This is a genomic window from Enterobacter sp. 50793107 (genome assembly GCF_001463365.1).
GTDB lineage: Bacteria > Pseudomonadota > Gammaproteobacteria > Enterobacterales > Enterobacteriaceae > Enterobacter > Enterobacter cloacae.
This window is the reverse complement of the sequence record NZ_LNII01000139.1, coordinates 1-254: the sequence shown is the minus strand read 5'-3', so window position 1 is coordinate 254 and position 254 is coordinate 1. Positions and strand designations below refer to the sequence as shown.

Annotated in this window: 1 rRNA gene; it reads right to left on the bottom strand. The window is 53.9% G+C overall.

Annotated features, from left to right (window positions below):
• Positions 1 to 254 (bottom strand): 16S ribosomal RNA (locus APU11_RS18050); the annotation flags it as partial.

The following is a 254-nucleotide window of genomic DNA, read 5'->3' as shown; positions in this document are numbered from 1 at the left end:
GTTCCCGGCCGGACCGCTGGCAACAAAGGATAAGGGTTGCGCTCGTTGCGGGACTTAACCCAACATTTCACAACACGAGCTGACGACAGCCATGCAGCACCTGTCTCACAGTTCCCGAAGGCACCAATCCATCTCTGGAAAGTTCTGTGGATGTCAAGACCAGGTAAGGTTCTTCGCGTTGCATCGAATTAAACCACATGCTCCACCGCTTGTGCGGGCCCCCGTCAATTCATTTGAGTTTTAACCTTGCGGCC